We start from the raw sequence: 25,657 nt of genomic DNA on the forward strand, positions 1-25,657 counted from the left end.
GCCCGATAGAAGTCAGAACTTAGCGTTCGACTTCTATCGGGCGGTTCAAGTACTTACGTTCTTTCAATCGTTGCGTCGACAGGGTCGTGGTCTTCCTTTGCGCTCTCACGCAGGGCGGACGACATCACGTCAGACAAGTCACGTGAGCGGAGCACGCCGACACCGCGGTCGGTCGGTCCATCAGGTGCGGCGACGTCTGCGATCAGCTCGTCGGTCGGACGTGTCTCATGCAACAATAACTCGGCTGATCCTTTCATCGCTTGAGCGACGATTTGGCGGGCCGTGTCTTCATCAAACCCGGCTTCTGTCAGCACCGGGGTCATCGAACCGACAATCTCGTAAAAGAACGCAGGACTGCATCCGGCCGCCGCCATGAAAGCCGACATCGTTTTCGCGTCCGTGACGGCCGTCCGACCGACACGATCGAACAGTGCCGTCGCCGTCTCGCGGTCGGTCGCATCTGTCTCAGGTCCGAACCAAAGTCCGGTCATCCCGGTTTGATGGGCGACCGGGGTGTTCGGCATCGCGCAGATGGCTGGGATGCCGGCTGCTTCTTCAAGCTCGCTCGGCTCGATATGCGCCGCAACGGATACGAGCAGCGGTGTTTTCCACGTCTGTGATTGAGCGTAAGCTAAGACGCCGTCTGGTTGCATCGCGAGCACGACGATTGTATAAGCGTTGACGTCTTCTGTTTCGACGATCTGTACGCCGAGTTCATCTCGCAACTGCTCTAGACGTGTAAGGTCGCTTCGGTTCGTCATCGTAATCTGTTCAGGGGAGAGCCCGGAAGCGATCCAGCCTCGGACGAGTGCCTCGCTCATCGATCCTGCTCCTACCATTAATATGTTCATTTCCGTCACCTCTTCATTCATTTGATTCGGTCGTATATATGTTGCCTATCATAACAAATGTTCGAACAATTATCGCCTGCCACGCTTGAATTGTAAAAGAAAGGAAAAAACTCGTCGTTTTGTAACGAGAATCGATGAAGCGCTGCAGATGACAATTCACGCCGTCCAGGCTATCATTGCAGTAATCTGACTGAGCGAGGCGATTGAAATGAAACGAGTATTAGTACGTGGGATTCAAGGATACCAGCGCTTTATTTCCCCTTTAAAGCCCCCGACATGCCGATTTTATCCGAGCTGTTCGCACTACGGGATTGAGGCGATTGAGAAGCATGGCGCTGTCAAAGGCGGGTATTTGACGACGCGGCGCCTGTTGCGATGCCAACCGTTTCATTCGGGCGGACTTGACTATGTGCCGGACGATTTTGATTGGAAAGCCCCTCTGCAACGCGAAAAGCCACCGTCACAGCGAGACGTCTAACCGACGGCTCGCTGTTTTAGATACAGAACGTTTATCCACGTCTTTGTTTTAGCACAATACTTTTGACAACGTTCCGAGTATTCTGAAAAAATAGAGGTGTATTTATTACATACGGGGAAAGGGGATTACAGCATGAGTCAATCGTTCAGCGAACTAATCGGTACGATTTCAGACTTTGTGTGGGGACCGCCGCTGTTAATTTTGCTTGTGGGGACAGGCGTTTATTTGACGGTGCGTCTCGGGGGGCTCCAAATCACGAAGTTGCCTTACGCGTTGAAACTCGCATTCTCTAAAAATCAAGACAAGACGTCACGAGGAGATATTAGCCACTTCCAAGCGCTCATGACAGCGCTCGCGGCGACCGTCGGTACGGGGAATATCGTCGGTGTCGCGACTGCGGTCGTCCTCGGGGGACCAGGCGCGATCGTTTGGATGTGGGTATCGGGCTTCTTCGGGATGGCAACAAAGTACGCCGAAGCCGTGCTCGCCGTCAAGTACCGAGTGACGGACGAACGTGGTCAAATGGCCGGAGGACCGATGTATTATTTGGAACGGGGCTTGAAGCAACGCTGGCTCGCGATCGCGTTTGCAGCGTTCGCCTCATTAGCCGCGTTCGGGATCGGGAACGGGGTTCAAACGAACTCGGTCGCGTTGGCGCTCAACTCGACGTTCGACGTCCCACTGTACGTGTCGGGCATCTTAATTATGATTTTTACCGGAATCGTCATTCTCGGCGGAGTCAAATCGATCGGTCGTGTCGTCAGTTACTTCGTTCCGGTCATGATCGTCTTTTATTTAGGAAGCGGTCTCTTGATCATGATCATGAACTACGCACTCATCCCCGATGCGATTGCGCTCATCTTCAGCAGCACGTTCAGCGCCGAAGCGATTGGCGGCGGGGCCATCGGGGCAGCCATCCGGTACGGGGTTGCGCGCGGCGTCTTCTCGAACGAAGCTGGTCTTGGTTCGGCTCCGATCGCTGCGGCCGCGGCCAAGACGGACATGCCAGGTCGTCAAGGCCTCGTCTCGATGACGCAGGTGTTTCTTGATACGTTGATCGTCTGTTCTGTCACCGGGATCACGCTCGTCATGGGCGGTCAAATCGGATCCGGACTTGAAGGGGTCGAATTGACGACGGCGACGTTCGAACAGTTCCTCGGGCCGTTCGGCAGTTATGTCGTCACGATCGGCCTCGTCATGTTCGCGTATTCGACCGTGCTTGGTTGGTCGTATTACGGTGAGCGATCGATTCATTACTTGTTCGGTCAAAAGTCGATCATACCGTATCGGATCGCCTTTGTACTCGTCGCTGGACTCGGGGCGATGACGACGAACTTGAACATGGTATGGGCTCTGTCTGACGTCTTTAACGGCTTGATGGCCATCCCGAACTTGATTGGGCTCTTGTTCTTGTCGGGTGTCGTCATCGCTGAGACGAAGCGCTTTAATCAGCAACTCGCGCTCGAGAATCGAAGTCGAAAAGCATCGTAACGAACGAACGCCGCTATCCTTAATCGGATGGCGGCATTTTTCGTTTGTTCTTGATCTCCTTGAGTCGTGCTTGCTGCAAATGATTGAATACTTGGGTGATGAACCCGACCATAATGCCGACGCCGGTGATGACGTAACCAATCGTGAACACTTTGCCGATATCGGTCGTCGGGACAAAATCACCGTAGCCGATCGTCGTGAGCGTGATGACGCTGAAATAGAGGGCGTCTAACCAACGCATATCTTCAAAACGGGAGTAAAACAGCGTACCTGACAAAATCGTGAGGAATGCTAGGCTGAACAGAACTTGAAATTCAGGTTCTTTCAAACCACGCCATATTCCACGAAACATGCGACGGAACGTCAAAATGAATGAGAGCATACGAATCCCTCCTTTCCTGATAGGTTTGTTCGGTAGAAACGAGGGAACATGCTTTGTAGCCAAAAGATGAGTCGACGAATTTGTCGACTCATTTTGTATGAAGTGTCAATCGTTTTGTGATTGGTTGAATCGTGATGTTCATGTCGACCATCCGATTGTCGCGTTTTGGTTCATCCGCTCGCTCGACGCGCCACGCGAGGTCATGCAACTCGTTTAACGAAGTGGCGATGTCGTAGAACGACAGGCTCGTATTGCCGTTCAATTGATATAGACCGGGACCGCGCTTCGTCAATATCTCGAACAATGCGTCGGCCGTGTCTTCTAAAAAGGAGCAGGATGGATACCAGTGGGTGCTCGCATTGATGACACCGTGCTGGTTCATTTCATTCGTAAAATAGTCCATCATATTATTCGAACCGGCAGCTTCGCCGATTTGCCAGCCGAGTCGGACGATTTGTGCACCAGGGTTGATCCGAGCGATTGCTTCTTCGCAGGCGCGTTTGTAGGTGCCGTACTCGTCCGTCGCGTCAGGTGGTGTGTCCGGCGTGATCGGACCGGTCACATTGTCTGAGAATACTGAGACCGTGCTCGTGAACAAGAACGGGATGTTGTATTCTCCGCAAAGGCGGGCCAACGTTTCAGCCCATTCAACCGATCCCATACCGATATGAAGAAAATAATGAGGACGCACCGATTCGATAAATTCACGCATCGCCGCCTCGTCTGACGTCGAAACTTTTGTTCTGTCCCAAGCGACAGGTTCGATCCCATGTCGTTGTATTGTTTTGGCGACGACCGGTGCGACTGTACCGTTCATGCCCGTTAAAATAGCTTTCATTAAAATTCCTCCCTTCTGTTTCTATCATCCCACACTTCTAGATGTGACAAACCAACAGTTTCTAGCTTTATGCTAGACTAATTGGTGGAGGAGATAAATGATGAACATTCGACAGGCACAGTCAAACGAAAGTGGAGCAATCGCACCGCTCGTTTACGCAGCGATTCATGACATCGCGTATTCATTGACGGGGACGACAGACCAAAAGCAAGTGCTCGAACGCTTAGCGATGTGGATTGGTCGGCCGAACAACCGGTTAAGTCATGAAAACATTTGGGTGGCAGACATAGATGGCGTTATCGCAGGTATTATTATCGCCTATGAGGGCAAGCGCGTGATTGAGTTGGATGAGCCGATTAAGCAATGGCTCATCGAGCATGGGCAGCCTGGGCAACTTGACGTGGAGACGGAAGGAGACGTTTTGTATATCGATTCCGTGGCCGTCGACTCAGAATTTGGAGGACGCGGCATCGGTACGAACTTGATCCAGCGAGTGGTCGAACATGCTCGCGAAACGAACATCCCGGCCGTCACGCTCAACGTCGACCAGGACAATCCGGCGGCCGCGCGTCTGTACGAACGTCTTGGCTTCCGCAAACATAAAGAGATTGAGATTTCAGGAGGGCGTTTCGATTATATGATGCTCGGCTTGTGAAACATTGGCCGAAGTCTGAGTCTCGGTCTTGAAACCGATGCAAAACCCGAGCTTCTCGGATATACTAAGTGCTTGAAACGAATCAGATATAAAAGGAGATCGATTATGGAGTGGAAAAATATCCTGCGCGGTATCGCGATGGGGACGAGTGACTTGATTCCTGGCGTCAGCGGGGGGACAATCGCGGTCATTTTAGGTATTTACGATCGATTGATCGAAGCAATCAGCGGTGTATTCAGTCGGCAGTGGAAAAAGCATATTGGGTTTCTAATCCCGTTAGCAATCGGAATGGGAGCCGCGATTTTAGGACTGAGCCGTCTAATTGAATTTTTATTGTTAGAATACTATGCACCGACACAGTTCTTTTTCATCGGCTTGATTCTTGGGATCATCCCGCTGTTGATGTTTGAATTTAAATCGCGTGCGACGATGCGTCCCGTGCACATCGTGGCGATGGTGATCGGAGCGATTCTAGTAGCAAGTATGGCAATCATCAAACCGGCCGACACGGCCATTATTACTGAACTGTCGACCGGTACGGCGCTGTTGTTGTTCTTCTCGGGTTGGCTCGGCAGTATGGCGATGTTGCTCCCGGGGATCAGCGGTTCGTTCGTCTTGCTCTTGATCGGCGTGTACCCGACGGTCATCAGCGCCTTGTCAAACTTGAACGTGCTCATTATCGGGATCGTCGGACTCGGTGTAGCCGTCGGGTTTATCGTCAGCAGTAAAGTGATCCGTTATTTGCTCGGGAATTTCCCGGGCATGACGTTCTCGGTCATTTTAGGACTCGTCATCGGGTCCCTCGCCGTCGTCTTCCCGGGTCTTCCGGAGACGGCGACGATGTGGGTCTTGAGCGTTGTTTCGTTCGTTGCCGGTTTTTTGATCGTCCGACTACTCGGTCGATTTTCTGTATAAAAAATGCGATCCTGTCATTTGCTGACAGGATCGCATTTTTGTTGGGTCGAGGTTATCAATTCGTGTTTTTCGACGCTTGTTCAATAAATGAACGGAATCAATCGTTTTCGTGATTTCGCCCATGTTTGATAGGCGCTGCCGAAGTGTGAAGTCAACATCTGTTCTTCGATATGGATGCGCCAAAGCAAGGCGATTCCCATGGCGAACGTACCGACGAGCGCGATGCCCCAATGACTGAAATAGAGCGAAAATCCGAACGTGATAAATAATAGCCCGGTATAGAGCGGATGGCGCAAAAAGCGGTACGGTCCAGAGCTGACAATCTCATCAGCAGGACGGACGACGACGTGACGGGTGAATTGATGACGCAAATGCGCGATTCCCCAGTAACGAAGTGAAACACCGGCTATGTAACACCCGAGCCCGAGCCAACGGACTAGGAGCGGTTGGCGTGTTTCAGTGAAAATAGATAAACCGATCGAGACGGCGAACACGGTGACCATAATAAGTGAGACGATGTAAAAGCTCATGTGCTCACTGTTGCCATCGGTCGGTTCATCACGATTACGGTATCGCCTCATTTCATACAGCCATGCGGCCGATACGAGGATAAACAAACCATCGAGCCAATCCATAGTGTTTCCCCCTTTCTTCAATATCTTCCACTCATTACCCGCCTCTTCCTGCTGAAAAACGCCTCGCAATGTGCAAGGCGCTCCGTTTGCTTCATACTAACGAGAACTAGCAACGAGATCAGCACTCGAAGGGTCGAGCGCTTCACGTTGAATCTCATCTTTTATAAGTTGGTAGGTGAGGCACATCGGTTTTTCGGTCCGTGGGTCTCGTCCGATGATGGCATCGATGTGAAAGACTTGTCTAAGGACAAGTGGACAAATGACTTCCTCGGCGGAGCCCGTCGCGAGCACTTCTCCGTCTTTCATGGCGACGATATGGTCGGCAAACCGGGCGGCCTGATTCAAGTCGTGGAGGACCATGACGATCGTCCGGCCCTGCTCGCGGTTCAACGTTTCGAGTAGTTCGAGCACTTCGAGCTGATGCGCGAGGTCGAGATACGTCGTCGGCTCATCTAAAAAAATCAAGTCTGTCTCTTGGGCCAGCGCCATCGCAATCCACACACGCTGGCGTTGTCCGCCGGAAAGTGCGTCGACGTTTCGGTCTTTGAACTCGAGAGTGCCGGTCACGTCAAGCGCCCAATCAATCACTTCATGGTCATGTTTCGATAAACGACCAAACCCGGATTGATAAGGGAAGCGACCGTACGAGACGAGTTCTCCCACGGTCAAGCCGCCAGCTCCTTCAGGTGTTTGCGACAAAATCGCCATTTTTTGGGCGATTTCTTTCGTATTGCATTTAGCGATGTCCGCTCCGTCTAAATGGACCGAACCGTTAGACGGGGACAGAATCCGAGTCATGGCTTTCAAGAGTGTCGATTTCCCACAACCGTTAGGGCCAATGATGGTTGTGATTTGACGGTCCGGGATCGATAAACTCAATTGCTTCACAATTGTTTTGCCGCCGTAACCGACCTCGATATCTGCCGTATGGATCCGTGACATGTGGATTCCCCTCTCCTCGTAACAGTAGTTTTGATAATGATTCTCAATGTAACGTCAACTATAGCAGTCTACATGAAAAACTGTCAACGAATGTTTTGATATCAAAATAGATTGTCTGAACTAAAATTTAGATGTATATTAAATGAGAATGATAATCAGTGACGGTAAATGTTTAAGGAGGATGGAACGGATGAGTGAACAGGACGTGTACGACGTAACAATCATTGGTGGCGGTCCGGCGGGATTGTATGCCGCTTTTTATAGCGGGTTGCGCGGGATGAAGACGAAGTTGATCGAATTTCAACCGCATCTCGGTGGTAAGATCCATGTCTATCCGGAGAAGATGATATGGGACATCGGTGGCGTCACCCCGACGACGGGTGCCTGCCTCATCGAACAATTGATTGAGCAAGGTCTCACGTTCGATCCGACCGTCGTACTCGGAGAGAAAGTAGAATCGATGGCGAAAAATCACACTGGTCATTTCGTGCTCGATACGACGAACGGCCGGCACGTTTCAAAGACGGTCATCGTCGCGACGGGGAGCGGTATTTTACAACCTCAAAAAATTGAGATTAGTGGGGCGGAGCGGTTCGAAGTCTCGAACCTTCATTATACGGTTAAGTCGTTGATGCGTTTTAAAGGGAAGACGGTATTGATTTCCGGTGGCGGCAACAGCGCCATCGATTGGGCGAACGAACTTGAGCCGATTGCGGAGCGCGTGATTTTGACGTATCGAAAAGAAGCGCTTAAAGGACATGAATCGCAAGTCGATAAGCTCCTCTGCGGCCGAGTCGACTGTCGTCTTCATACAACGATCGAAGACTTGATTTCCAATGATGGCACGACAATCCATGCCGTCAAGCTCATCGATTGCGGGACCGGGGCAAGTGAATTGGTCGAGGTCGATGAAGTGGTCATCAACCACGGCTACGAACAGGACTCGGCTCTCCTCAACGAAAGCGAGTTAAAAGTCGAGATGGTGGATGGGTTCTATGTGAACGGGAACGCGAGCAGTGAATCGTCAGTACCTGGACTTTATGCGGCGGGCGATATTTTGACGCATGAAGGCAAGGTGCATCTGATTGCGGGAGCATTCCAAGATGCGGCTAACGCGGTCAACCGGGCCAAGACGTTCATCGATCCGGACGCGACGAAGTCGGCGATGGTGTCGTCGCACAACGAACGGTTGAAAGCGAAAAATCGTGATATTATCGAGCGGACAATAATGAAGCAGTGAGGGATGTCCCTCACTGCTTCATTATCGGATAATCACATAGTTCGACGATGACCCCGCCCGAGTGGCGTGGGTCCATATAGATGAGGCGTCGGCCTTTTGCCGTCGTTCGGAGCGTATCTTCTAAAAACGTGATGCCGTCGCGTTTCAAAGCGGCAATCGATGCTTCTAAATCATCGACCCGATAGGCGATGTGGTGAACGCCTTTGCCGCGTGCTTTCATGAATCGGGCGATCGGGCTCGTCGAACTTGTCGGCAAGAGCAACTCGATCACGTCTTCACCGACGTGAATCACGGCGAGCTCGGTTTCGACACCGGCTGCCGTATTCGTATAACGGTCGACAAGTTTTCCTTGTAACACGTTCGTGTAAAACGAGATCGCTTCGTCTAAGTCGCGAACAGCGATCCCGGTGTGGTCAATTTGCATACTAATCCCTCCTCTTGCTCTAGTTTGCCGAAACTTGAACAAAATGTCACTTCACAACGTTTTAGCAAAATCCGATATAGTAGAAGAGGGAGGGACGGCGACATGAACGGAAAGATCACTCTTGGATTGATCAGCGCGTTCGCGCTGGTATCATTTGTGTTTGGACTCTCACTTGCGACGTTTGTCGATTATCAGATCAATGAGGAGCAAGTCGTTCTTGAACGACTGACGACCCACAAAAAAATCGGCCCGGCAGAAATCCTTTCGACCGAAGTGGATTTTCATTTGAACGGTTCGAATTATGCGCTTCGCTTCACGGATGAACCTCACATCACGTATTGGTTCAGTGTCGCGGACCGTGAAATTCAATTCGATCGGATTGAATCGTTGGACCGACGTGATATCGGGCTTCGAACCGTGCTGTTCGAAGAGATGCCACCCCTAGCAATCGAATCGGCAAACGCTGCTGAATGAAGAAAAGACGCCAAACGAACGAATCCTTTCCGTGAAAAGGACGTGACGTTTAGCGTCTTTTTTTAATTGAGTGGAAACGATGGCGCGGAAGGCGCCACTTCTTTAATCATCGTGTAGGCTCCTGCTTGGGTTGGCGACCCGCCTTGTCGGATCAAAGCGTATCGCAGCTCTGGTTGGAGTGAAGTCAACGTGACCCGAATTTGTTCAAGCGACCTGAACCGGAAATAAAATTCTTGCTGAATAAAAGACACGGCCTCTTGAATCAATTCATCGTTGCCTGACACGTGGAATTCATATACGTCCAGACGTCCAGATCCAATTCTTGATCGCATGATGCCGACGATTTTCCCTTTCAATTTAAGGGAGTGGAAAACTTCCTGACGATGTTCATGTTCGAGCAGTCGTGATGCAGTCAGCGGCAACACATCAGTCAGCATATGCGCATATTGATTTCGGTAGGCGAGCCAGCTAGAGTGTGTCGCGAAATAATCAACGTGAAGCGACCAGTTCTCGTATGTATATTTTTGGAAAGGGATGAGCGGCAATGTGTAAGTGACGGTCTCGTGATACGGATCAAAACCGAGCACTTCAAACATTCGACGCTTATCTTGGTCGCGGTCTTGTTTGACGTGTAACAGCAACGTCGTGTCACGTATACTGTTTCGACGTATCTCACGAATCAGTCGGTCGAGCAAACCTCGGAAGACATAGCGGTCCCGATACGCCTCGTGCGTGAGCCGGATTATCTGATCCGTTGCATAATCGGTATAGTCGGAGGCGATTGCTGCGACGGGAACATCTCCTTGCCAGGCCGTATGGACATATTGGTGCGGTCGGATGGCGAGGATGTGAGGCGACTCGCCCGGGTTGTACAATTGGTGAAGCAGTGAACGTTTTTTAGGTTGGATTTGACGACACTCTGCGAATATAAGCGTCCGTTTCATGAGGAATCCTTCTTTCTTCTAAAATAATCACTACCCTTAAATTGTAAGGGCTACCAATTGAAAAATGTCGTGTTCATTTTATGAACATTCATCATGTTTGATTACTGTTTTGACATGTGGAAAGTCAGATTTTTAAAGAGGAATGGTGAGGGAAATGGCTTTAGAATGAGCATTTTATCGAGGGGTATCTGTGTCGGAACGAGGAAGTTTAGAGCAACGAAGGGGCTGTGAGATTTGTTAAACTTTTCCGGTGGGAAGAGGAGAAACGAATGGGTCGAAGCGAGAGAGACGTGCTATACTGTCAGTGAGAAAAAACGACAGGAGTATGATATGCGATACGTAATAAGTTTATGCTTGGCGCTGCTATTGGTCGGCGTCCCGGCCACGGCTCTTGCCGAGACTGAACCGATTGTAGTCCATGACAATGTCATCGTTGAAGAACAGGTCGAGTTATACGAAGGCTTCCGGTCACCAAATGAGATGGTGTTTATTTTTGTTTTAATCGTTTTGTTGTCAGTGATCGGGTTGGGCATTATTAACGCGATTGATTAACGTGAAAACGTTCACAAAAATGCAATAACTATCCCGGAAGCGGTTTCAAATATCTTTTATACTAGGTATGTAGGAAGGAAGTTCTGCACCAACTTCCACTCCTCTTTTCAGATGAACACCCCTCGTTCATATCATGTTTTGGAGTCAACCGACGGCGTCGGTTGACTCCCTTTTTTTAAAATTGAATGCGTTTCTCTTTGGCTAGCCGGCGAAGTCGTTTCGTCTCATCAGAATGTCCACGGCTCTCGAGCATATTGACATAAACTTTGAACGGTTCTGAACGGTGTGAGAAGAAGGGGATGTACTCAGAAAACAACTTCCGTTCAGCTTCTGACAATTGTCCGCGCTCAACGAGGAGTTCGAGTTCAAGCATTTTAAGTGCTTGATAGTCCTCAAGTGCGCTGTCATCGGACGGGGCTTTGGCAAGTGTCCGTTCACAAAGTGTGATGATGCGTTGATGGAACAAATTCCATTCAAACGAAGTGTAGGGTTGCTCGAGAAGTGTAGAGAGTAAGTCGACCCGTGTCGAGTCAACATCTTTTGGGACGTGGAGCGCCGTGTACAAAGAACGATCGATCCACACGTCGGAGGTGGGGGCGTCGAGTTGATAGTAATGAATCAATTGAGTGAGCATCGTGGTTTGCGAGAGTTTCAACAGTCGAAACGGGTCACTTGTTGAAAATAGGGGCTCTTCCCCTGCCGAAGAGGACAAGAGTAAAAACATTTCCTCATACATCGTCCGTGCCTCTGCTTCATCTTCGGCGTAATACGATAAGTCACGAATGATTTTCTTGGCGTGTATATACCAATTCTTTTGATCGCGTTCGCTCATGATTTGATTTGGCAGCAAGTATAGGTGATCGTAAGCCAATTCTACGAAGCGTTCAGCGAGGATTACTGTCTGCGAGAGCGAATGCCGCTCGTCTGACGATTTTTGTTCTTTGTAACGAGTGAACTGACTAATCATGTAATCCATATCTTTTTCTTCGATAACGGCTTTAGGGGTGTTTCGGTACATTTCGACGACTAAATCGCGAAGAGTCGTCTCTCCGTACTGTTCAAGTAACATGCGGAGCTTCCCGATGCGCATTAGCTCTCCCTCCCTTCAAAAGGACATCGAACGGGCTGCTATGTCTCGTTTATAGGCAGACACCGATTATTATTCCTTTCCCGCTTTTCATTTAAAACAATCCTCACGTCTCATGCTTAAGACGGATTTTTGCGCTAACCGTTGTCAGAATAGAGTTTGTCGATGATAATGTAGGAAAATCTAAACTATAGAGGTACATCATATGAATGACGATCAACAACTCTCACGTGTCGAACGACGCAGACGTGAATTAGAACGCGAGCGGCTAGAAGAACTGTCTCGCGATGAACAAGTGAGTCCGGGTGAGGCGGAAGACGAAATGATTCGCCCTTCACCAGAGTCGAAGCAAGCGGAGGGACAAGACCATCCATTTTTAGATCGTTCCGATGAAAAACGGACCGAGACGAACAATAATCGAAAACGGAAGGTTCAAGCACCTAAACTGAAGATGCCGTTCGGGAAAAAAGCGAAGCGCCAAAAGCGTGAGGACAAGCGAGAACCTCGCTCTCATGACACGAAAGAGCGTGTTCCGAAGCAGCAAAGCAGCGTACCGCCGAAACAAAAGCCGCAAAAAGACAAGCGCAAGCGCCGAAGTTGGAAAGGAAAGCTCTTGCTCGTCTTGTTGCTCCTCGTGATTGGGGTCGGTTATATGGCATCAAACCCAGTTACGTTCTTAGTCATGGGCAGTGACGCCCGTGTCGGCGAATCGGTGTCCGGTTCACGAACCGATTCGCTCCAGCTGATGGAGTTCGTCCCGCGTTCGCGGACCGTTCAAAACGTATCGATTCCACGAGATACGTATACGGCGATCCCTTGTGAACCTGAGCGCGAAGGCGATAAGATTACCCATGCCTTCGCTTATGGAGGCGCGGAGTGTACGGTCGGTGCCGTCGAAGGATTGACCGAGACTTCGGTCGACGGTCAAGTCGTCATCACGTTCGAGACGTTCATGGAATTGATCGACGTCGTCGGCGGAGTGAACATCACGGCCACCCATTCGTTCAGCGAAAAGGGGTTTAATCAAACGTATGAATACACGGAAGGTGTATCGTATTCGATGGACGGGGATATGGCGCTCGCCTACGCGCGACATCGTAAAACGGATACAGACGGTGCCCGTTCAAGTCGCCAAACCGAGGTCATGTCGGCAGTGGCCGACAAGTTGGTAAGCCCGGCCGGATGGTCGAAGATCCCGGCCACGTACAGTTTTATGAAAGATGAGATGGGGCTCGAAATGAATCCGCTGCAAATGGCGTCGGTTGGCCTCACGATGATGCTTCAACCCGAAGTGAACAAACTTCAAGTCGACGGACAAGATGCTTACATTGACAACATCTACTATTACCAACCGAATGAAGAGAGCGTCCAATCGATTCGTGACGCGCTCGACTTAACGATGTGGGGAACTGTGAGATAATTTTGCGAAACGGGTTTGATTCCGTACGGAAAGAGGAATTTTAATCAAATGAACTACTCTTTTGAGGAGGGAAATTTGAATGAAAGTTTTAGTCATTGGAGCAACAGGAAAGATCGGTAGACGTGTCTTGAAAAGTTTAGCGAAAACGCATCAAGTGACCGCTTTAATTCGTTATCCTGAACTGCAAGCAGAGTACGAAAAAATGGGTGCGCGTGTGCTCACCGTCGATGTTGAAAAAGAGCTTGATAAAAAGATTCACGAGGCGACCGCCGGCCAAGACGCCGTCATCGTCGCTGCGACAGCAGGTGCAGAAGGCACGAGCAAAGAAATTGAACTGCTTGACCGGAACGTCGCGATGAAAGCGATTGACGCCGCTAAAAAAGAGCGCGTCCGTCACGTGGTCTTACTAAGCGCATACGGTGCCGATCGACCAGACGCGGGCCCGAAAGAACATTACAACTTCTTGTCTGCGAATAATGCGGCCGATGAGTATATCGAACATAGCGGCTTGAACTACACGATCATTTGCCCAGTGGCAATTATAGATGGACCTGGAAAAGGGTCGATCGAAGCTTCAGAAGACTTAAGTGACGCCTCAGGCGCCACGATTTCCGAGACGGACGTCGCGACAGTCATTGCTGCCTCGCTCGATAATCGGGGCTTGTACGGACGTCGGATTGAAATTAGATCAGGAAGTACACCGATCAACGATGCACTCGATTTTGATAGTCGAGGCGAAGCCGCGACAGCTGGAAGAACGACACTTCGTCGACCACAGCGATGACCGAAAAAATGAAGGAGAAGGTGTCTTGATGGAACGAAAACTGTACAAAGATCCGTCTGACCAAATGATAGCAGGCGTTTGCTCGGGGCTCGGGAAGTACCTCGGAGTAGACGTGACGTTGATGCGGATCATCTTCGTCGTACTCGCCTTATTCGGCGGACCGGGCTTGTTAATTTATATCGTGCTCGCAATCGTCATGAAAAAACCGCCTTCAGAGTATGAGGCGGAACAAGAAAGTCGCTTCTAACGAAAACGTGCTGACCAATGCGGTCAGCACGTTTTTTCATTCCGTATAGAGCGTGTAAGTCGCTTCGAACGTTTCGTTCGGTGCGAGCAACTGCATATCTTCTTTTTGCCGGATGTCTTTACGATGTCCTTTATAGTCGGCATGACCGAACCAAGGTTCGAGGCAGGCGAACGGGGCGTCAGACTGAGGCGGTGACCAAATCCCGAAATGGGTGAATGTCGGGCACTCCATGACGATGGCGCGACCGCTCGGTTGGTGGCGCAGTGCAGCATACTCGATATTTTCGAAAATTAAAGCGTCTTGGTCGAACAAGTGATGCGAGAGCGGGATGTAGCGGCGTTCGCCGAGCGGTTGATAGGCGCCGGTCAAATAAGGACCCTCTAACAATAAGCGATCAAGTGAGCGCGTCTCACCGAAATCGATTGTATACTCTTCGAACACCCCGCCCGCGAACGGGATATTGAAGGCAGGGTGTCCGCCGATGCTGAACGGTAACACCTCGTCGCCGCCGTTTCGGACGCGATATGTCACGTTCAATTCCTCGCCGATCAGTCGATAGTCCACGTGAAGTTCGAACGGGAACGGATAGTGTTTCTGTGTCTCGACCGAGTCACGGAGAACGAAGCGGACGTGTGTATCAGACGATTCTGCGACTTCGAACGTCTCATCGCGAGCGAATCCGTGTTGGCTCATCGTATACGTCAAGCCATCATATAAGTAACGGTCATCCAACAACCGTCCGACGAACGGGAATAAAATCGGGGCTTGTCGACCCCAATACGTAGGGTCGCCTTGCCAGAGTAGCTCGGTCCCGTCGACTTTCCAACTCGTCATTTCCGCGCCTTGCGCTTTCAAAGTGACACTGACTTTTTCATTGTGAAGTTGCACGATAGTTCCGCTCCTTTGAGTGAATGTGATAAGTTAAGTTTAGAAATGAATAGGACAGAGAACAAGGGGTAAATGATGCGATTTCATAAACTGGCTATTGGATTGATTATGACGGGACTGATCGCCGGTCTGGGCTATAAAGGGTATGACGAATACAAGGCGAGTCAAGCGAGCGAACAGACTGAACGTGTCGCGACGGACGACACGGTTCTCGGTGGTCTCGAGATCGGTCAACGCGCGCCCGCCTTCGAACTGGAGACAATCGAAGGGGAAACGTTGGCACTTGATGCGTACGCAGGACAGCAAGTCGTCTTAAACTTCTGGGCATCGTGGTGCCCGCCTTGCCGAGAAGAACTGCCGGAATTGATCGAGTTCGGTGAAGAAACCGGGATTCCGGTGCTCGGGGTGAACGTCACGAAAAATGAGCGACGCGGGAAACAAGACGTCGAGGCGTTTTTGAAAGAAGTCCCGGTCAGCTTCCCGGTATTATTGGACGAAGCAGGCACGGTGGAGAAGACGTACCGCGTCGTCGCTTTGCCGACAACGTATGTCGTCGGTCCGGACGGTGTGATCACAGCCAAACAAGTCGGTCCGGTCGACTTTAACTGGTTACGCGAACAAACAAAATGAACGTACAAAGACAGACTGGAAGAGAACCGGTCTGTCTTTGTTTACTTTTTATAATGTTGTTTGATGAGCGCATCGAAATTCGGTGTCATGTCTTCTTCGAGATAATAATGGTGGTTATCTCGAATGATCGTATCGCCAACCCGTGCTTCTGATGGCAAGAATCGTCGTGGGATAAAACTTGAGCCGTTGTTCCAACGTAACACGGCGTATTTCCCCTCGACTCGCACCAACGTGCCATATTTGATCATGCCTCTTCCTCCTCAGCGAACAGCTTTCTGTCTCTTTTATTCTTATAGAGTGTATTCCCACATTCCATAAAACCTACACATATTTGAATGTTGCTACACAAACGAAGGAGAAGTAAACAACGAGCAGCAATTGTGAAGAAAGTTTGAAGAAAACGCTTTCTTTTTGAAATGTTTTCTTCTATAATGAAGGCACGGGGTGATTATGACGAATTTGTGAACAATGGGGGTATGGTCAATGTTTTCATCAGCTATGATCGGATTGCTCGCTCTTACCGGAGTGACGATTTATGGGATTGACCGTATGTTCACGGTCCGTTCAGAACGCATCACAAAGAAATAGGTTTACATAGGGGGATCGCAACGTCTTGGGGAGACGTTGCGATTTTTTGTGCGTCAATAGTCACGTTGGCGTGCCTCGCGCTCATGCTCTTTTTGTTCGACATGTTTTCGATTGCGTTCGTGAACCCGGTTAAAAAAGGCGTGCTCAGGCCAAAGCGGGGACCAGACGCGTTCTTCAGGCAAAGCGAGGATATATTCTTCGGCAGCGCTCAGTCGCTCGATCATCTTACTGCGGTCATCGCATAGGTCGCCGTGGCCCGGGATGAGCCAACGGATCTCGTGTTCGTAGACGGCGGATTGAAGTTTTTGAAGCGATTCGAGATACGCTTCCGCGTCGTGCTCGATGAACGGTGGTTCGATGTTCGATCCGTAATCACCGCACACGAGCAGACGCAACGGTTCGACAATGAGTGACATATGGGTCGCTTCATGTCCTGGCGTCAAGTAGAACGTGATCGGGGTAGCACCGAGATCGACCGTACTGTCTTCGGAGATGATGATGTCGACGACCGGCTTTTGAATCGGGCGGTCGATGTAATACTGTTCGTAGAACGTTTTAATCTCTTCAAGTTGAGCGCTGGCGTCTGTTTCGACGAACGCTTTTGAAGCAATCACAGTCGCATCAGGGAAAGCGTAAGCGCCGATGATATGGTCATAGTGCTGGTGCGTATAAATGACGTACAATTTCTTACCTTGTCGCTTCAACTCGATGTCGCGACGGATGGTCGCAACTTCTTCTGGCAACCAGTTCGGGTCGATTAAAATGAGGCTGTCTTCAGTGTCGATCAAAGTCGATGTGGTTCGCATTAAAGCACTCTCATAAACGGTAAATGGCTGTAGGCGGACTTGAATCATGGTGATCCCTCCTTCATATCTCCAATTCTTTTCCCGAATCGGTTGCGTTTAAGCATTACGTCCAAACACAAAAAAGCAGGAAGTCGAATGACCTCCTGCTCGTTACATGGTGTGCACCATGTGGTTATGTGTGCGAGTTAAGCCTCGCGAATATGTCGGAAATTGGAGCGGGTGAAGAGAATCGAACTCTCGTCATCAGCTTGGAAGGCTGAGGTTTTACCATTAAACTACACCCGCACATTCAAGTATGAAATTTAAAATTGGAGCGGGTGAAGAGAATCGAACTCTCGTCATCAGCTTGGAAGGCTGAGGTTTTACCATTAAACTACACCCGCGAAACGCTTAACGTTACGGTAATATAATAGCACACGATTTAACCTTTGCAAACCCTTTTTCGAAAAAACATTAGTTGTGGCGGATAGGTGGTCTTGCTAAGATAATAGAAGAGGGGAGTGGGACGGGTATGAGCGAACGAAAATCTTATTTGAAGATGATGAGTGAAGGGTTTCGCATGATGAACCAGGCGAAACAAGTCGAACAAACTGTAACGCTCCGTCAATGGACGTTCTCGGTGCGGCATGAGTCGATGTGGCATGTGATTTTACGGACTGACCGGCTAAAATGGGTCAGTTCACCGACCGAGACGTTGGTCATCGAGCCGATGTTCGTTCAAATCGGAGCGTTGCATCTCACGCGCCACGTTGAAACGAACGAGGTACGTTTGAAAATCGAGGAAGAATGGGGAATTGAAAGTAAGATCGTCTGCGACGATCAAGAGTGGGAACGATTCGTCGAAGCGCTCAAACAATTGAAGGAGGAGTAGTCGTGAGTCGAGAACGACTGTATCGGATTGAAGCGGAAGCCCGTGGCAGCGCTTGGCGGGCCCGCGTATTGACCGGCATCCAACGGTTTCGCTTTTTTAAAGGGGAACTGCTCGCACCGACTGAACGACCCTATGTCGTCTTGAGCATCTCCCAAGACGCGGGGGCGTTACCCGATTTGATTGAGACGGATATGGGCGTCTTGCTCATCCACGAACGAATCGGACCCATCTTTATGAATCTATGTCCGTACGACATCCAGCTCGTCCGGGTTGAACTGCATACGAGTACCGGCAAGACCGACCACTATTGCGCGCTCAACGTCTTACGCCGATTTGAGATCGAGCACCTCGAGGATTCCGGTGAATATCGTCCGTTAAGCGAGGATCGTCTCTACTTTCTGTCCCGACAAACGGTTCGGATGGATTTATGCGGACATATGATCGCCCAAGATCGAAACAGCCAACGCCTTTACGTGACGGAGCGGCTCAAATATGCGCTGCAAGCCAAAATGGTCACCGGCCTGACATTCAAGAAAACGAAGGAGCAATTAGCATGAAAGAATACGAAATCGACGGGTGGCTTCGTTTATCCTACCCAGAGCACTATGAATACAATGAAGAAGAGGATCACGTCAGCTTCTATTCGGTGGAGGAAGATGCGCAAGGGACGCTTCAAATGTCTATCTATGAAGCAGAGGAGGCCCAGGCCCCTGAAGATGCGGCGCTGCAAGAACTGAATACCTTTTTAGGGGAGTTCCCGATCGACATTAAAGTCGCACCGAGCGTGACGGATCAATCGGGCGGCATGACGACGGCTTACGCGAGCGGGATTGAAGACGACATGTATTTGGACGTCTGGTCGCTCACGGACGGGAAGCGCCTGTTGTTTTTGACGTACGTCGCCGACAAGAAGACGGATGAAAAGTTAGAGATCGAAGCGATCGTCGATTCCATCGAATGGACATGAAAAGAGACACGAAGCCAAGTTGGCTCGTGTCTCTTGTTCGTTATTGGAACTTTGGTACGTCGAAGTGAACTGTGTACGAATTAAGTTGGCTATACACGTTATTGATTCGATGGGTTTGTTTTAAAGCCCAACCGATATCGGTCGCATATTGATGCACACCCGGTCGGTCTGGGTTGAAACGCATCTTATAAAGTGTATTTTGTTTATAGGTTGGGTGATTGATGTATTGTTCGCTAATCCATCTAGCACCATCTTTAATTGCAATCTCTGGTGTGAACCACTTCTGCTCGAACGCGAATTTCGCGCCTAAAACAACGGGATTGCTATCTGAAGCTCGGATGCCGTACATATTGTAGACTGTAGCCGCAACAGGACGTTCAGGATAGATGCGTGTACCGCTATTATTAATTAATGCGTTGCCGTCTTTATCGACAGGAACCCCTTTAGATAAAAGTGATGAACCGTACCCTGTTTCATGTGTAGCGTGGGCAAGCAAATAGACTTCATTTACATTATATTGTTTTCCCGAGTCGATGAAGAGTTGTCCTTTATCGGTTAACGTTCCGCTCAATCTGCCGTTATTATTGAGGACTTTATTCAACATCGGGGCAGTCGTTCCTGCATTCTTCGTCAAGTCGAGGAATTGATAATATCCACCTGAACCAACTGTGAAATGATCAGGGTTTGTAAACGCATCAATTTCAGGCAACGAAGCGTGACGCCAAACATGATCGTAAATACGAACGTTATGTCCGCCTGGTCGGTAGTACGGACCGATTAAATAGTAATTTCCGACTTGTCCCGTAATGCGGACTGTTTCACCAGGGTTAATATGTCCGTATACATGTGAATTCAGATTATCTAAACTAAGAAGTTTTGCTTCTCCGACAACGGAAGAGGCCGGAACGTATCCGATCATTGGACCATAAGAAACTTTGTACCACGTCGAGATGCCGCTCGGACGCTCCATATATTGAAGAAGAGCGCCGCTTGGGATTGTCGCCAACACTTCGGCGTTATTGCTTGATGGATTTTTTTGCAAGTTAATCGATCGAACTGTTTGAAGAGGTGTATGAGTGATCACACCAGTAGATCCGGTGACCTTTACCCACGAACGCGGTAAGTAAGCCGCTTTCGTTTTATTTGCGTCTGTCAGCCCGGAATTGGCGGCTTGGCGCTCGGCCATCCCGCGAACTGTCATTGGATAGTCTGTATACGATACAATGCGTTGGATACCAGTAGCTGGTGGTGTCGTCGTAACGGGTGCCGTATAACTCAAATGGATATAGCCGCCGACGAAACTTCCGCTCGTCAAGATGCCCCATTCCGTATTCAAGACGGGTTTCACTTTTACAATCGTGCCATGAATAAGGGTGCCGATGGCGGCATTTCCAGTCCCAGGAGTCGGCCGGACGTTCAGTGGCGTACCGCTTGAGATGACTTGTACTTCAAGCTCAGATCCGTATTGTTCGGTTGAAGTCGACGGAGCTGTAAGTGAGAAGTTACGTGCTGCGACATACCCGGTCGTGTTCGCGTAACGGACTTTGAACCATGAACCCGTCGCGCCGTGCGCCGACAGTTGATCGACTTTTGCGCCGACTGGAATCGTTTGAAGGACGTTTCCACGCGTCGAAGTCGAAGAGTACATCGTTGCCGTCTGTTTAGCGTAGTAAGGTGTGACGGGTTCCGCGACTTGTGACTCAGATAAGTTTCGCATCGGTACGTAACCTGTTAACGAGCCGGCCGTAATTTTAGCCCATGACCCGGTTGCGCCGTGTGTCGAGATCAATTTAACGCTTGTCGCGATTGGTAGTGTGCCGACTACTTTTCCTGAAGTTGACATCGAACTGAAAAGACTTGATTTTGTTTTGACATACATCGTTGTCGGTTCGACCGTCACGAGCGGCTGCAAGTTCCGTTTCGCGACATAGCCCGTCTTCCCGCTGAATGTCACTTTGGCCCATGACCCGGTCGCGCCATGCTCCGAAAGGAACGTGACTTTCGCCCCTTTCGGGATTGCAATCAGGGTCGGGGACGTTGAAGTCATCGAGCTATGCATCGTCGTGTTTGTTGTCGTACTATGCGTCGGGTTCGCTTGGGGTGCCACGGTTCCGCCTCCTACTTGAGAGAAGTAGCGTTGAGCCACATAGCCAGTTTTCCCGCCGTATGTGACTTTGAACCATGATCCCGTCGCGCCGTGCGTCGATATGTAAGTGACGGTCGCACCTTTTGGGATCGTTGTAACGATTGAAGCGCTCGTTGTCATCGCAGAGCGCATATTGACGGTCGCATTAGCTGTATACGTTTTGGTTGTTGCCGCTTTCGTGACGGTAGACTTCAACGTTAAGTACGAGGAAGAAACGTAGCGTTTCTGACCTTGAAACTCGATTTGCGCCCAGTCGTTGCTTGTCGAATAAACTTGTACAGCAGTCCCTTTCGTCAACTTGCCGACAATTGCTGCCGAAGTCGACGTAGACGACCGGACGTTCAAAATAGAGGTATTCACCGTGCCTTCGTATGTTGCTGCATATGACTCGCTCGGTCCAATCATACTCAATACTGTGCTAGAGATGAGGACGGCCGCGCTCAATCGTGTAATAGTTGGTTTCAATGTGTTACCCCTTTCATTCCATATACTTCAATATATAAGTGTTCTTCGTAGTACGCGGTCTAAGTATAGCGCACTTAAAAAATGGAAAGAAGATGAAAAATTTCAAAAAAGGTAAATGAATTAGAAAGTCGTTGGCTTAAAATGTAAAAATAAAAAAACCTCCATTTAATAGGAGGTTTTTCCATGTATTAGATTAGAGGTTGCGCAAGAGCCAACTGCTTATATCGGTCCACACTTCGTCGCGTTGCCGTTCGCGGAGCACTTCGTGACGCGCATTGTCGTAAGACAACACCGTCAGTTCGACTTCTGCTGCCTGATAGTTTCGAACAATCCCTTTCAACCCTTCCCCGTCGTGTACGACCGGGTCGTCGGTCCCGGCGACGAAGAGGATTGGGAGCGTCTTCGGATGTTCATGGATACGGGCGAGGGATGTGACCTCTAGCGAAGCGCTAGCTACTTCATATAAGTAACCGAGTGTCGGGATACCGCCGCAGTCTGGGTCACTGCGGTAAGAGGCCACTTCTTCCGGGACGCTAGAAATCCAATCGTTCTCCGTCTTCGCGGGGAAGAATTTTAAGTTGTAGCGCCCGAACAAGAGACGTTCGAACAGGCGAGAGTGGTAATCGCTCCCTTTCGTTCGAATTGCCGACCCGATGGCATAAAGCCCGAGCCGGCCGACGAAACCAGAGCCGGGAGGCGGTGAAATGGCGACGATGCCGGCTAGGTTATGACCCATGATTTGACCGAGACGACGGACGAGCAAAGAACCGAAACTATGTCCGACTACAAACGTCGGCAAATCATTTTGGTAGTGACCGATCAATGCGGTAGCGTCTTCGACCATTTGGTCAAATCCTTCTTTTGGAAGTAAGTGAGCGTATGTGGATTGAGCACGCGCCGATTTCCCAGCTCCGCGGAGATCGCAAACAAAAACGTTAAATCCAGTTGTTGCCATAAAGTCGGCGAATTCGACATACCTGCCGTGATGTTCGAGCATGCCGTGAAACAAGAAACAATTTCCAATCGGGTTCGTTGCCGGGACATGCAATACGTGCGTGCGGTACCCGTCTGCGTACGTGTGCTCAATGACGTCCAAAGTCATCCCTCCGTTGTCGTGTGGATTAAAACAATCCGATGGCCTTACCTGTCTCGTCGATGCCCATGTTGAGAGCGGCTGGATGTTTTGGCAGTCCTGGCATCGTCAAGACGTTACCCGTCAAGGCGACGAGGAAGCCGGCGCCGACCGACGGTTTCAACTCTCGTACGGTTACCGTGAATCCTTGAACGTATCCGAGTTTTGTCGGATCGTCGGATAGTGAGAACGGTGTTTTGGCCATACAGATCGGCAAATCGTCCCATCCGTTCGCTTTAATTTGAGCCATTTGCTTTTTCGCCGTAGCGGTGAACGTGACGCCGGCCGCTCCGTAAACTTCTCGGGCAATCGTCGTAATCTTCTGTTCGATCGAATCGGTCAGCTCGTAAAGTGGTGTGAGCATGGCTTCGTTCGACTCGACTGTCTCGATGACGGCCTCGGCAAGTGCTTGTCCGCCTTGTCCGCCGCTCGCCCAAACTTCGCTGAGGGCGACGCGGATTTGATGCGTTTCGCACCAGTCGAGCACAGTGTCGAGCTCTGCGATCGAATCTGAATTAAAGCGGTTCAAGGCAACGATGGTTGGCAAACCGAGCTTTGTCATCGTGTCGACATGTTTGGCGAGCAACTCCATGCCTTTTGTGACGGCCTCGACGTTTTCGATGTGGAGTTGGTCTTTGGCGACACCACCATGCATCTTCAACGCGCGGACTGTCGCCACGAGGACGACCGCATCAGGACTTAAGTTGCCGATACGCGATTTAATATGACAGAACTTCTCGGCGCCAAGATCAGCTCCGAAGCCGGCCTCGGTGACGACGTATTCGCCGAGCTTCAAGGCAGTCTTTGTCGCGATGAGCGAGTTACAGCCGTGAGCGATGTTCGCGAACGGGCCGCCGTGGACGAGGGCCGGGGTCTGTTCAAGTGTTTGGACCAAGTTTGGCTTGAACGCTTCTTTCAGTAAGAGTGTGGCCGCACCGGCCGCACCAATCTGTTCAGCCGTGACGGGTTCATTATCGAAGTCGTAGGCGACGACGATCCGCTTGATACGCGCCTCTAGATCGGCGAGCGAATCGGCGAGGCAAAGGATCGCCATAATTTCTGAGGCGACGGTGATGTCAAAACCGTCTTCGCGCGGGACACCGTGTGCGGCTCCGCCAAGTCCGACCGTCACGTGGCGAAGGGCACGGTCGTTCAAGTCGAGGACGCGCTTCCAGACGATTTTCCGAACGTCGATTTTTAGGTCGTTGCCTTGATGAAGGTGATTGTCGAGCATGGCGCTGATTGTGTTGTGGGCTGACGTGATGGCGTGCATGTCACCCGTGAAGTGGAGGTTGATGTCTTCCATCGGCAAGACTTGGCTGAATCCGCCGCCGGCCGCTCCGCCTTTTAGCCCCATCGTCGGGCCGAGTGACGGCTCGCGGAGACAGACGATCGCTTGTTTATCGAGTCGGTTCAACGCTTGACCGAGTCCGACGGTGACCGTCGATTTTCCTTCTCCGGCGGGCGTCGGATTGATGGCTGTGACGAGGACGAGTTTGCCGTCTGCTCGGGTCTTCACTTGTTCGAGCAAATCGAACGACAGTTTTGCTTTGTATTTCCCGTATAGGTCGAGATCATCTTCTTGTAGGCCGAGCTTTTCAGCAATTTGCTTGATGGGGAGCATGTCCGCTTGTTGGGCGATCGCTAAGTCAGATAACGGTTTGATTGTCGTCATATATAAATTCCCTCCACTTTCGAACGTTTTACTAGTATTATGTTTGGTTCATTCGTGATTCGAGCCATAATTCGGATCGTTTCTCTAATATAAACTGGCTCGTTCGTATTGTCATTGACTTTATCATAACGCATCAGTTCTGCAAATTCACTAATTGAGTTCAATATATTCCACCCATTCCGTCAAATGTATCCGTTTTCATTTTATTTCATTGCAGGTAAATTGATAGTGGAGGCGATGAAGATGATTGAAACACCGAAGCGAAGCAAACAGAGACGGAATTGGAAGAAGCCGGCAAGTTTTATCGCATTTGTCGGTCCGGCCTTTTTGGCGTTCGTGGCCATTGTACTCATCCCGTTCTTTAACGGGATCTATTACAGTTTCACGGACTGGAACGGGGTGACCGGTCAGTTGAACTTTGTCGGATGGGATAACTATCATCGACTCTTGTTCGAGGACGCCCAGTTCCGTTCGTCGTTTTGGATCACGACGAAATACACGATCGTGGCCGTCATCATGACGAACATCGTCGGCTTTTCATTGGCGCTGTTGTTGACGATGAATATTAAGACGCGAAATATATTGCGAACGGTCTTCTTTATGCCGAACTTGATCGGCGGACTCATCCTTGGTTTCATCTGGCAATTCATTTACGTGAAAGGATTCGAGTCAATCGGATCATTGACCGGTTGGAGCCTGTTCGAGCTGCCGTGGCTCGGCGACGCCCAGACAGCGTTTTGGGGAATCGTCATCGTCGCGATCTGGCAAGGAGGGGGCTACGTGATGGTCATCTATATCGCGGCGCTGCAAAACGTGCCGACGGATTTGCTCGAAGCGGCCCGGATCGACGGGGCGAACCGGTTGAAAATGTTGCATCATATCACGCTACCGATGATCATGCCATCGATTACGATCTGTCTGTTCTTGACGATCTCCTGGTCGTTCAAAGTATTCGATACGAACTTGTCGCTCACGAACGGAGGACCGTTCAAATCGACCGAGATGCTCGCCTTGAACATTTATACAGAGTCGTTCGTGAACAACAATTACGGTCTCGGCTCGGCGAAAGCGGTCATCTTCTTCCTCGTCGTCGCGGCGATCACCGTCACCCAAGTGTATTTGACGAAAAA

At 50.2% G+C, this 25,657-nt stretch carries 29 protein-coding genes and 2 tRNA genes; 15 read left to right on the top strand and 16 right to left on the bottom strand.

Annotated features, from left to right (window positions below):
* Nucleotides 1-53: 53 nt before the first annotated feature.
* On the bottom strand, nucleotides 54-851 hold the full coding sequence (locus A6395_RS11315; protein ID WP_071399109.1) for a pyrroline-5-carboxylate reductase family protein: 798 nt from the start codon (nucleotides 849-851) through the stop codon (nucleotides 54-56).
* A 208-nt stretch (nucleotides 852-1,059) separates the two neighbouring features.
* Here A6395_RS11315 and yidD point away from each other — a divergent pair, with 208 nt between their 5' ends.
* The gene (gene yidD, locus A6395_RS15785; protein WP_083274114.1) at nucleotides 1,060-1,329 is read left to right on the top strand and encodes a membrane protein insertion efficiency factor YidD; all 270 of its coding nucleotides are present in this window, start codon (nucleotides 1,060-1,062) and stop codon (nucleotides 1,327-1,329) included.
* Nucleotides 1,330-1,461: 132 nt separating this feature from the next.
* Nucleotides 1,462-2,820: an alanine/glycine:cation symporter family protein gene (locus tag A6395_RS11320; RefSeq protein WP_071399110.1), complete on the top strand. Its 1,359-nt coding sequence runs from the start codon at nucleotides 1,462-1,464 to the stop codon at nucleotides 2,818-2,820.
* A gap of 19 nt (nucleotides 2,821-2,839) precedes the next feature.
* Here the strand turns inward: A6395_RS11320 and A6395_RS11325 are convergent, their stop codons facing one another.
* Both A6395_RS11325 and A6395_RS11330 read right to left on the bottom strand, forming a co-directional pair.
* Nucleotides 2,840-3,202, bottom strand: coding sequence for a potassium channel family protein (locus tag A6395_RS11325; protein ID WP_071399111.1), 363 nt, complete (start codon nucleotides 3,200-3,202; stop codon nucleotides 2,840-2,842).
* A gap of 88 nt (nucleotides 3,203-3,290) precedes the next feature.
* Nucleotides 3,291-4,040 carry a sugar nucleotide-binding protein gene (locus A6395_RS11330; protein WP_071399112.1) on the bottom strand — a complete coding sequence of 250 codons (750 nt, stop codon included), beginning with the start codon at nucleotides 4,038-4,040 and terminating at the stop codon, nucleotides 3,291-3,293.
* A gap of 100 nt (nucleotides 4,041-4,140) precedes the next feature.
* On the opposite strand from A6395_RS11330, the gene A6395_RS11335 reads away from it, so the two are divergent.
* Nucleotides 4,141-4,695: a GNAT family N-acetyltransferase gene (locus A6395_RS11335; protein WP_233589681.1), complete on the top strand. Its 555-nt coding sequence runs from the start codon at nucleotides 4,141-4,143 to the stop codon at nucleotides 4,693-4,695.
* A 105-nt stretch (nucleotides 4,696-4,800) separates the two neighbouring features.
* Nucleotides 4,801-5,610 (top strand): DUF368 domain-containing protein, encoded by an 810-nt coding sequence (locus tag A6395_RS11340; RefSeq protein WP_071399114.1) that lies wholly within the window; start codon nucleotides 4,801-4,803, stop codon nucleotides 5,608-5,610.
* 80 nt (nucleotides 5,611-5,690) lie between these two features.
* Here the strand turns inward: A6395_RS11340 and A6395_RS11345 are convergent, their stop codons facing one another.
* Nucleotides 5,691-6,245 (bottom strand): methyltransferase family protein, encoded by a 555-nt coding sequence (locus tag A6395_RS11345; RefSeq protein ID WP_071399115.1) that lies wholly within the window; start codon nucleotides 6,243-6,245, stop codon nucleotides 5,691-5,693.
* Between the two features lie 96 nt (nucleotides 6,246-6,341).
* Complete coding sequence (locus A6395_RS11350) at nucleotides 6,342-7,187, bottom strand: ABC transporter ATP-binding protein (protein ID WP_071399116.1); 846 nt, start codon at nucleotides 7,185-7,187, stop codon at nucleotides 6,342-6,344.
* Nucleotides 7,188-7,377: 190 nt separating this feature from the next.
* Here A6395_RS11350 and A6395_RS11355 point away from each other — a divergent pair, with 190 nt between their 5' ends.
* On the top strand, nucleotides 7,378-8,427 hold the full coding sequence (locus A6395_RS11355; protein ID WP_071399117.1) for an NAD(P)/FAD-dependent oxidoreductase: 1,050 nt from the start codon (nucleotides 7,378-7,380) through the stop codon (nucleotides 8,425-8,427).
* Nucleotides 8,428-8,437: 10 nt separating this feature from the next.
* Here the strand turns inward: A6395_RS11355 and A6395_RS11360 are convergent, their stop codons facing one another.
* Entirely contained in the window at nucleotides 8,438-8,851 is a 414-nt protein-coding gene (locus tag A6395_RS11360; RefSeq protein WP_071399118.1) for a VOC family protein, read from the bottom strand.
* Nucleotides 8,852-8,953: 102 nt separating this feature from the next.
* On the opposite strand from A6395_RS11360, the gene A6395_RS11365 reads away from it, so the two are divergent.
* The gene (locus A6395_RS11365; RefSeq protein WP_070328872.1) at nucleotides 8,954-9,325 is read left to right on the top strand and encodes a hypothetical protein; all 372 of its coding nucleotides are present in this window, start codon (nucleotides 8,954-8,956) and stop codon (nucleotides 9,323-9,325) included.
* A 62-nt stretch (nucleotides 9,326-9,387) separates the two neighbouring features.
* Here the strand turns inward: A6395_RS11365 and A6395_RS11370 are convergent, their stop codons facing one another.
* On the bottom strand, nucleotides 9,388-10,269 hold the full coding sequence (locus A6395_RS11370) for a hypothetical protein (protein WP_071399119.1): 882 nt from the start codon (nucleotides 10,267-10,269) through the stop codon (nucleotides 9,388-9,390).
* 330 nt (nucleotides 10,270-10,599) lie between these two features.
* On the opposite strand from A6395_RS11370, the gene A6395_RS11375 reads away from it, so the two are divergent.
* Nucleotides 10,600-10,821, top strand: coding sequence for a hypothetical protein (locus A6395_RS11375; RefSeq protein WP_071399127.1), 222 nt, complete (start codon nucleotides 10,600-10,602; stop codon nucleotides 10,819-10,821).
* Between the two features lie 175 nt (nucleotides 10,822-10,996).
* On the opposite strand, the gene A6395_RS11380 is transcribed toward A6395_RS11375, so the two are convergent.
* The gene (locus tag A6395_RS11380; protein WP_070328874.1) at nucleotides 10,997-11,911 is read right to left on the bottom strand and encodes a hypothetical protein; all 915 of its coding nucleotides are present in this window, start codon (nucleotides 11,909-11,911) and stop codon (nucleotides 10,997-10,999) included.
* Between the two features lie 202 nt (nucleotides 11,912-12,113).
* Here A6395_RS11380 and A6395_RS11385 point away from each other — a divergent pair, with 202 nt between their 5' ends.
* The 3 genes from A6395_RS11385 to A6395_RS11395 all read left to right on the top strand — a co-directional run bounded on the left by A6395_RS11385 (nucleotide 12,114) and on the right by A6395_RS11395 (nucleotide 14,359).
* Nucleotides 12,114-13,328, top strand: a complete 1,215-nt coding sequence (locus A6395_RS11385) for an LCP family protein (protein WP_071399120.1) — start codon at nucleotides 12,114-12,116, stop codon at nucleotides 13,326-13,328.
* A 79-nt stretch (nucleotides 13,329-13,407) separates the two neighbouring features.
* Nucleotides 13,408-14,112, top strand: coding sequence for an SDR family oxidoreductase (locus tag A6395_RS11390; RefSeq protein WP_071399121.1), 705 nt, complete (start codon nucleotides 13,408-13,410; stop codon nucleotides 14,110-14,112).
* A gap of 28 nt (nucleotides 14,113-14,140) precedes the next feature.
* A complete protein-coding gene (locus tag A6395_RS11395; protein WP_016508377.1) occupies nucleotides 14,141-14,359 on the top strand; it encodes a PspC domain-containing protein in 219 nt (72 codons plus the stop codon).
* A gap of 36 nt (nucleotides 14,360-14,395) precedes the next feature.
* On the opposite strand, the gene A6395_RS11400 is transcribed toward A6395_RS11395, so the two are convergent.
* Entirely contained in the window at nucleotides 14,396-15,247 is an 852-nt protein-coding gene (locus A6395_RS11400; protein WP_233589682.1) for an aldose 1-epimerase family protein, read from the bottom strand.
* A gap of 72 nt (nucleotides 15,248-15,319) precedes the next feature.
* On the opposite strand from A6395_RS11400, the gene A6395_RS11405 reads away from it, so the two are divergent.
* On the top strand, nucleotides 15,320-15,877 hold the full coding sequence (locus A6395_RS11405) for a TlpA family protein disulfide reductase (RefSeq protein WP_252100537.1): 558 nt from the start codon (nucleotides 15,320-15,322) through the stop codon (nucleotides 15,875-15,877).
* Between the two features lie 41 nt (nucleotides 15,878-15,918).
* Here A6395_RS11405 and A6395_RS11410 read toward each other — a convergent pair whose 3' ends face one another.
* From A6395_RS11410 to A6395_RS11425, 4 genes are all read right to left on the bottom strand, one after another.
* Nucleotides 15,919-16,125: a DUF3006 domain-containing protein gene (locus A6395_RS11410; RefSeq protein WP_016508383.1), complete on the bottom strand. Its 207-nt coding sequence runs from the start codon at nucleotides 16,123-16,125 to the stop codon at nucleotides 15,919-15,921.
* Between the two features lie 393 nt (nucleotides 16,126-16,518).
* Nucleotides 16,519-17,319 (bottom strand): MBL fold metallo-hydrolase, encoded by an 801-nt coding sequence (locus A6395_RS11415; RefSeq protein WP_071399123.1) that lies wholly within the window; start codon nucleotides 17,317-17,319, stop codon nucleotides 16,519-16,521.
* 163 nt (nucleotides 17,320-17,482) lie between these two features.
* A tRNA-Gly gene (locus A6395_RS11420) sits at nucleotides 17,483-17,556 on the bottom strand.
* Nucleotides 17,557-17,580: 24 nt separating this feature from the next.
* Nucleotides 17,581-17,654, bottom strand: a tRNA-Gly gene (locus A6395_RS11425).
* 128 nt (nucleotides 17,655-17,782) lie between these two features.
* Here A6395_RS11425 and A6395_RS11430 point away from each other — a divergent pair.
* The 3 genes from A6395_RS11430 to A6395_RS11440 are packed head-to-tail and all read left to right on the top strand — an operon-like array spanning nucleotide 17,783 to nucleotide 19,109.
* A complete protein-coding gene (locus tag A6395_RS11430; protein WP_071399124.1) occupies nucleotides 17,783-18,142 on the top strand; it encodes a hypothetical protein in 360 nt (119 codons plus the stop codon).
* Nucleotides 18,143-18,144: 2 nt separating this feature from the next.
* Complete coding sequence (locus A6395_RS11435) at nucleotides 18,145-18,699, top strand: hypothetical protein (protein WP_070328879.1); 555 nt, start codon at nucleotides 18,145-18,147, stop codon at nucleotides 18,697-18,699.
* On the top strand, nucleotides 18,696-19,109 hold the full coding sequence (locus tag A6395_RS11440) for a hypothetical protein (protein ID WP_070328880.1): 414 nt from the start codon (nucleotides 18,696-18,698) through the stop codon (nucleotides 19,107-19,109). The genes A6395_RS11435 and A6395_RS11440 overlap by 4 nt, the downstream gene beginning before the upstream one ends.
* Before the next feature lie 40 nt (nucleotides 19,110-19,149).
* Here the strand turns inward: A6395_RS11440 and A6395_RS11445 are convergent, their stop codons facing one another.
* The 3 genes from A6395_RS11445 to A6395_RS11455 form a co-directional block, all read right to left on the bottom strand.
* Nucleotides 19,150-21,720: an SH3 domain-containing protein gene (locus A6395_RS11445; protein WP_071399125.1), complete on the bottom strand. Its 2,571-nt coding sequence runs from the start codon at nucleotides 21,718-21,720 to the stop codon at nucleotides 19,150-19,152.
* A gap of 193 nt (nucleotides 21,721-21,913) precedes the next feature.
* The gene (locus tag A6395_RS11450; RefSeq protein ID WP_084813048.1) at nucleotides 21,914-22,816 is read right to left on the bottom strand and encodes an alpha/beta fold hydrolase; all 903 of its coding nucleotides are present in this window, start codon (nucleotides 22,814-22,816) and stop codon (nucleotides 21,914-21,916) included.
* A 25-nt stretch (nucleotides 22,817-22,841) separates the two neighbouring features.
* Nucleotides 22,842-24,527, bottom strand: a complete 1,686-nt coding sequence (locus tag A6395_RS11455) for a formate--tetrahydrofolate ligase (RefSeq protein WP_070328882.1) — start codon at nucleotides 24,525-24,527, stop codon at nucleotides 22,842-22,844.
* Nucleotides 24,528-24,770: 243 nt separating this feature from the next.
* Here A6395_RS11455 and A6395_RS11460 point away from each other — a divergent pair.
* Nucleotides 24,771-25,657: carbohydrate ABC transporter permease (locus tag A6395_RS11460; RefSeq protein ID WP_071399126.1), on the top strand; the 887-nt coding region annotated here is incomplete at its 3' end.

Origin of the sequence: Exiguobacterium sp. SH31 (assembly GCF_001816105.1) — a bacterium.
In the GTDB taxonomy this organism is placed as follows: domain Bacteria; phylum Bacillota; class Bacilli; order Exiguobacteriales; family Exiguobacteriaceae; genus Exiguobacterium; species Exiguobacterium aurantiacum_A.

Coding starts and splice junctions, on each gene's coding strand:
- A6395_RS11320 (WP_071399110.1), top strand. CDS start 1,462: ATGAGTCAATCGTTCAGCGAACTAATCGGTACGATTTCAGACTTTGTG.
- A6395_RS11385 (WP_071399120.1), top strand. CDS start 12,114: ATGAATGACGATCAACAACTCTCACGTGTCGAACGACGCAGACGTGAA.
- A6395_RS11415 (WP_071399123.1), bottom strand. CDS start 17,319: ATGATTCAAGTCCGCCTACAGCCATTTACCGTTTATGAGAGTGCTTTA.
- A6395_RS11440 (WP_070328880.1), top strand. CDS start 18,696: ATGAAAGAATACGAAATCGACGGGTGGCTTCGTTTATCCTACCCAGAG.
- A6395_RS11455 (WP_070328882.1), bottom strand. CDS start 24,527: ATGACGACAATCAAACCGTTATCTGACTTAGCGATCGCCCAACAAGCG.
- A6395_RS11350 (WP_071399116.1), bottom strand. CDS start 7,187: ATGTCACGGATCCATACGGCAGATATCGAGGTCGGTTACGGCGGCAAA.
- A6395_RS11340 (WP_071399114.1), top strand. CDS start 4,801: ATGGAGTGGAAAAATATCCTGCGCGGTATCGCGATGGGGACGAGTGAC.
- A6395_RS11410 (WP_016508383.1), bottom strand. CDS start 16,125: ATGATCAAATATGGCACGTTGGTGCGAGTCGAGGGGAAATACGCCGTG.
- A6395_RS11330 (WP_071399112.1), bottom strand. CDS start 4,040: ATGAAAGCTATTTTAACGGGCATGAACGGTACAGTCGCACCGGTCGTC.
- A6395_RS11430 (WP_071399124.1), top strand. CDS start 17,783: ATGAGCGAACGAAAATCTTATTTGAAGATGATGAGTGAAGGGTTTCGC.
- A6395_RS11325 (WP_071399111.1), bottom strand. CDS start 3,202: ATGCTCTCATTCATTTTGACGTTCCGTCGCATGTTTCGTGGAATATGG.
- A6395_RS11370 (WP_071399119.1), bottom strand. CDS start 10,269: ATGAAACGGACGCTTATATTCGCAGAGTGTCGTCAAATCCAACCTAAA.
- A6395_RS11335 (WP_233589681.1), top strand. CDS start 4,141: ATGAACATTCGACAGGCACAGTCAAACGAAAGTGGAGCAATCGCACCG.
- A6395_RS11395 (WP_016508377.1), top strand. CDS start 14,141: ATGGAACGAAAACTGTACAAAGATCCGTCTGACCAAATGATAGCAGGC.
- A6395_RS11345 (WP_071399115.1), bottom strand. CDS start 6,245: ATGGATTGGCTCGATGGTTTGTTTATCCTCGTATCGGCCGCATGGCTG.
- A6395_RS11375 (WP_071399127.1), top strand. CDS start 10,600: ATGCGATACGTAATAAGTTTATGCTTGGCGCTGCTATTGGTCGGCGTC.
- A6395_RS11355 (WP_071399117.1), top strand. CDS start 7,378: ATGAGTGAACAGGACGTGTACGACGTAACAATCATTGGTGGCGGTCCG.
- A6395_RS11380 (WP_070328874.1), bottom strand. CDS start 11,911: ATGCGCATCGGGAAGCTCCGCATGTTACTTGAACAGTACGGAGAGACG.
- A6395_RS11365 (WP_070328872.1), top strand. CDS start 8,954: ATGAACGGAAAGATCACTCTTGGATTGATCAGCGCGTTCGCGCTGGTA.
- A6395_RS11405 (WP_252100537.1), top strand. CDS start 15,320: ATGATGCGATTTCATAAACTGGCTATTGGATTGATTATGACGGGACTG.
- A6395_RS11315 (WP_071399109.1), bottom strand. CDS start 851: ATGAACATATTAATGGTAGGAGCAGGATCGATGAGCGAGGCACTCGTC.
- A6395_RS11390 (WP_071399121.1), top strand. CDS start 13,408: ATGAAAGTTTTAGTCATTGGAGCAACAGGAAAGATCGGTAGACGTGTC.
- A6395_RS11360 (WP_071399118.1), bottom strand. CDS start 8,851: ATGCAAATTGACCACACCGGGATCGCTGTTCGCGACTTAGACGAAGCG.
- yidD (WP_083274114.1), top strand. CDS start 1,060: ATGAAACGAGTATTAGTACGTGGGATTCAAGGATACCAGCGCTTTATT.